The sequence below is a fragment of the Parvularcula maris genome (assembly GCF_024505085.1).
GTDB classification, from domain to species: Bacteria; Pseudomonadota; Alphaproteobacteria; order Caulobacterales; family Parvularculaceae; genus Parvularcula; species Parvularcula maris.
This window is the reverse complement of record NZ_JANIBC010000029.1, coordinates 1-4,083: the sequence shown is the minus strand read 5'-3', so window position 1 is coordinate 4,083 and position 4,083 is coordinate 1. Positions and strand designations below refer to the sequence as shown.

Below are 4,083 nucleotides of genomic sequence, written 5' to 3'. Positions count from 1 at the left end.
GGAGCCAAGCAAACCGTCAGAGACCCGACTTCTTCAACACAATCGCGCCTTGTTCGGCTTCATGCCTATCGATATCCGCGGCTGATGTGCGGCGCGGCACCTAGACCCTGGTCCTAAGGGGCGGACAGCTGCGCGACTTCCACAACTTACCGACTACGTTGTGGGTCGATTCAGTGTGGTTACCTGGCTTTAATCGCGTGTGCTTGCCAACTGCGAACAACCCTTGACTGTTCGTCATTCATAGCTTCTCAGTACGGTGACAGTCACTGGGGCAGGGCTATGGTTGCGATACGGACTTGCGCGGCGGTTGCTGCCGGTATCCTCTCGACGGGGTTGGCTGCTACAGCTTCGGCGCAGCACGTCATTCTCTACGACTACGATAGCCTAGGGCAGCTGATTAAAATCGATGGTCCCAACGGCGACGACCGGCGCTACGTCTTCGACGATAGCGGCAACAGGATCATCGCCCGTTCGGCTCCGAACAGCCCGCCCATCGCGAGGGACGATTTTTGGTTCCTGCAGCACGGCACGGCGACGAAGATCGTGGACCTTCGGGACAACGATACGGACCCCAACGGGCACCCGATGACCGTTACACGGATCTTCAACATCTCGCATACGGGCAGCGGCGGGGCAGCAACGATCTATCTGCGTCCTGATGGGCGTGTGAACATCACGCCGGGCGGCGGCGGAACGACGAGTTTCGCCTACGAGGTGACTGACCAAGAGGCCGTCACCACGGGAACAGGGCAGATCGAAACGACCACGCCAGGCGGCGGGATTGATCCCGGCTGCGGCTTCTTCTGTTAGGGCGGACGAGCATGAAAACCATTTGGGCGGCGCTTGGCGCAGCATGCTTGCTGGGCCTTTCAGGGACGCATGCGCAGAACCTCGAGATCAGCCCTGATGGCGGCACGAACTCCGAGTACACCTACGACGCCCAGACCCACGCGCCTGGCTACGGGTCCAATACGGTTGGCTCGGTCGATGCAGCGACAGGTTCCGTCGGCGGAACGCTGACCCTTCTCACCATCGGTGACCCTTCGTCCGGTGGGCTTGTCTACTCCCGCGACGTCTCGGATCGTGACGGGCGCCGCGACAGCTTCTTCAGCGCCGTCGAGGAGAACAGCACCGATGTCGTCGTCCACGCGCTTGGGGCCGCCTACGCGTTCGACAAGTCGGGATCGAGCTTCAACCCGGCCCGCCCCCACGGCGCGACCCTGACCAAAAGCGGCAGTACTTGGACGCTCATCGACCGCGCAGGCTCGGTCTACACCTTCAACGCTAGTCTTGGTGCTGAGCGACCGATCTTCGCACCGGGCGGGCGGCTGAGCTCGGTCACCTACCCTGACGGAACGGTTCTCAGTTTCACCTACGACACGCGAGAGCTCTGCGACACAGTTACGAACTGCGCCTCCGGGGACCGGAAGAAGTCCGTCCGGCTTTTGTCCGTGGACAGCAGCCTGGGCTACCAGATCAAGTATACCTATAGCGCGACCCTTACGAACGGGGCCATCGACAACGGCAACCATACCCGCATCACCAAGGTCACCGCGATCAACAAGGCGATCGAAGCCTGCAACCCATCGGTGAACGGATGCTCCCTCAGCCAGAACTGGCAGGACGTCACGTTCCAGTACGGCCACTCGAACAATGATGGCCGCTGGACCCGGATCATCGACGAGCTCGGCCAAGAAACCTTCTACGACTATGAACGCCGCAACGGCGAGCTCCTTCTTCACCGGGTTAAGCTTCCAGGAACGAGTTCGGGCTACGACGTTACGTACACCTACTGGTCGGACGGCCGCGTCCGCTTCGTCGCGGGTGATCCTGGTGACTGGGAGTACAATTACGCCAGCAGCGCCGGGGTTCGAACCACGTCGATCAAGGACCCGGCGGGGAAGACCTGGACCGTCAAGGCGCGCGAGAGTGATAACCAGACAACGGAAGAGTCGAATCCTCTAGGGCATACCACTCGCTACTTCTACAACAGCAACGATCAGCTGACGGAGGTAAGGGCGCCCGAGGGCAACCGGATCGTCTACACCTATGACAGCCGCGGCAACGTCCTGACCACGTCCCGCCGCTCCAAGGCAGGCGATCTTCCGCTGACCAGGAGCTATACCTACCCGTCCTGCACGAGCAGCAACCGTAAGGTCTGCAACCAGCCGAGCACGATCACCAACCATCTGGGGGTCACGACGACCTTTGGCTATTCGGTCGCGCATGGCGGCACGGAGAGTGTTTCCTCGCCCATAGCCGGGACGGCGACCACGGCGTTCATTCAGAGCACGGCAAGCTACAAGGACTACACCGGCGCGAGTAGAAGCGCTGCGGTTTGGCGGGCGAACTATAGCGACTCCCCCACCGGAGCGCGAACGCAGTTCTACTACGCCGGCAACCGTGGCGCCACGCTCAGTCAGATCAGGATTACGGGCTCGGGGGTTCAAACCGCTACCTCCTCCGTTTGGTACGATCGGTTCGGTAATGTAGAGCGGTCCTTGAGCCCAACTGGTGCCGATGTGCGGATCTCATACGATATGTTGAGACGTCCCGTCGTCCAGATCGGGCCGCGCCCGACCGGCAGCAGTCTTCAGTACCTGGCGTCCAAGGCCATCTACGATACCGATGGTAGGGTCAGCAGCGTTCAGCAGGGCCGCACCTCAAGCCCTACGTCGTTCGGCAGCTTCGTGGCGCTGGAGACGCAGACCAACCTCTTCGACAGCCGCGGACGTCTTTCCAGGCAGTTCTTCAACGGTGGTTCGGCGACCGTCTCAGCGGTGGACTATGCCTATGACGCTGTCGGGCGCGTTACCTGCTCAGGGTTCCGGATGAGCGCCCTGACCACGATCCGTTCGGCCTGCACCGCATCGAGCGGATCGGACGGCCAGGACCGAGTGACCTACCGCCAGTACGATGATGCGGGGCGGGTGACCGCCGTCACCTCGGGCTATGGCACCACTGCCGCACGGACGGAGAGCTTCGGCTACAACAACAACGGCACCGCGGCTTGGGTCAGCGATGGACGCGGCAACCGCACGACCTACGAGTATGACGGCCACGACCGGCTCGTTAAAACCCGCTACCCGGTGGCCAGCAACGGCGCGTCCAGCTCGACCACGGACTACGACCAGTACACGTTCAACAGCCTCGGTCAGATGACGGCCCACCGGAAGCGTGACGGTCAGACCATCGGCTACCAGTATGACGGCTATGGCCGGATGAAGACGCTCGACGCGCCTGGCACCGCCGTCGACGTCGCCATGACCTATGACGCCTACAGCCGCCTGAAGACCATGGCGTCGGGCGGGCGGACCCTGACCTATGGCTACGACGTTCTCAGCCGCCTCAAAACCGAGGCAGGACCCTTGGGCACCACCGGCTTCCACTATGACGCAGCCGGTCGCCAGACCCGGATCGACTACCCCGGCTCGGACGGCTTTTACGCCACCTACCACTACGATGAGCTCGGCGCGGTCACCGAGATCAAGGAGAAGGGCAGTACGAACCTCGCCACCTACTCCTACGATCAGCTTGGGCGGCGCAAGAGCCTGATACGGGGCAACGGCGTCATCAGCACCTATGGCTTCGACGGGGCGTCGCGGCTGTCCGATCTCGACTTCACGGTGCCGAGCGCCACTGCCTACAACATGCTGGCGGACTTCCAGTACAACGCGGCCGGTCAGATCGAGCGTGAGAGCCACGGCAACGCCGCCTATGCCGACATGCCCCGCACGGACGAGCTCAGCTTCGAGGTGGACGATCTCAACCGCTACACGAAGATCAACGCGGCGCAGAGCGTGAGCTATGACGGCCGGGGCAATCTTCTCTCGGCGGGTCAGGGGGAGAGCTACCAGTACGATGTTCTGAACCGCCTGACGCGGGTGACGACGTCCAGCGGCAATGTCGATCTGGCCTACGGCCCCGGCGGCCGTCTCTACGAGGAGCGTTTGTGGAACGGGGCGGTGACGCGCTTTGCCTATGCGGGCCAGGCGCTGATCTCGGAGCATCACAGCACGGGCGGGGTGAAGCGCCGCTACGTGCACGGTCCTGGTTCGGACGAGGCTTTGGTCTGGTATGAGG

General features: G+C 62.5%; 2 protein-coding genes. Both read left to right on the top strand.

Annotation, left to right across the window (positions count from 1 at the left end; all coding sequences use genetic code 11):
* Positions 1-279: 279 nt before the first annotated feature.
* Complete coding sequence (locus NOG11_RS14770; protein WP_256620584.1) at positions 280-810, top strand: Ig-like domain-containing protein; 531 nt, start codon at positions 280-282, stop codon at positions 808-810.
* Between the two features lie 11 nt (positions 811-821).
* The coding region (locus NOG11_RS14765) for an RHS repeat domain-containing protein (protein ID WP_256620583.1) at positions 822-4,083 on the top strand (3,262 nt) is incomplete at its 3' end.

Coding starts and splice junctions, on each gene's coding strand:
- NOG11_RS14770 (WP_256620584.1), top strand. CDS start 280: ATGGTTGCGATACGGACTTGCGCGGCGGTTGCTGCCGGTATCCTCTCG.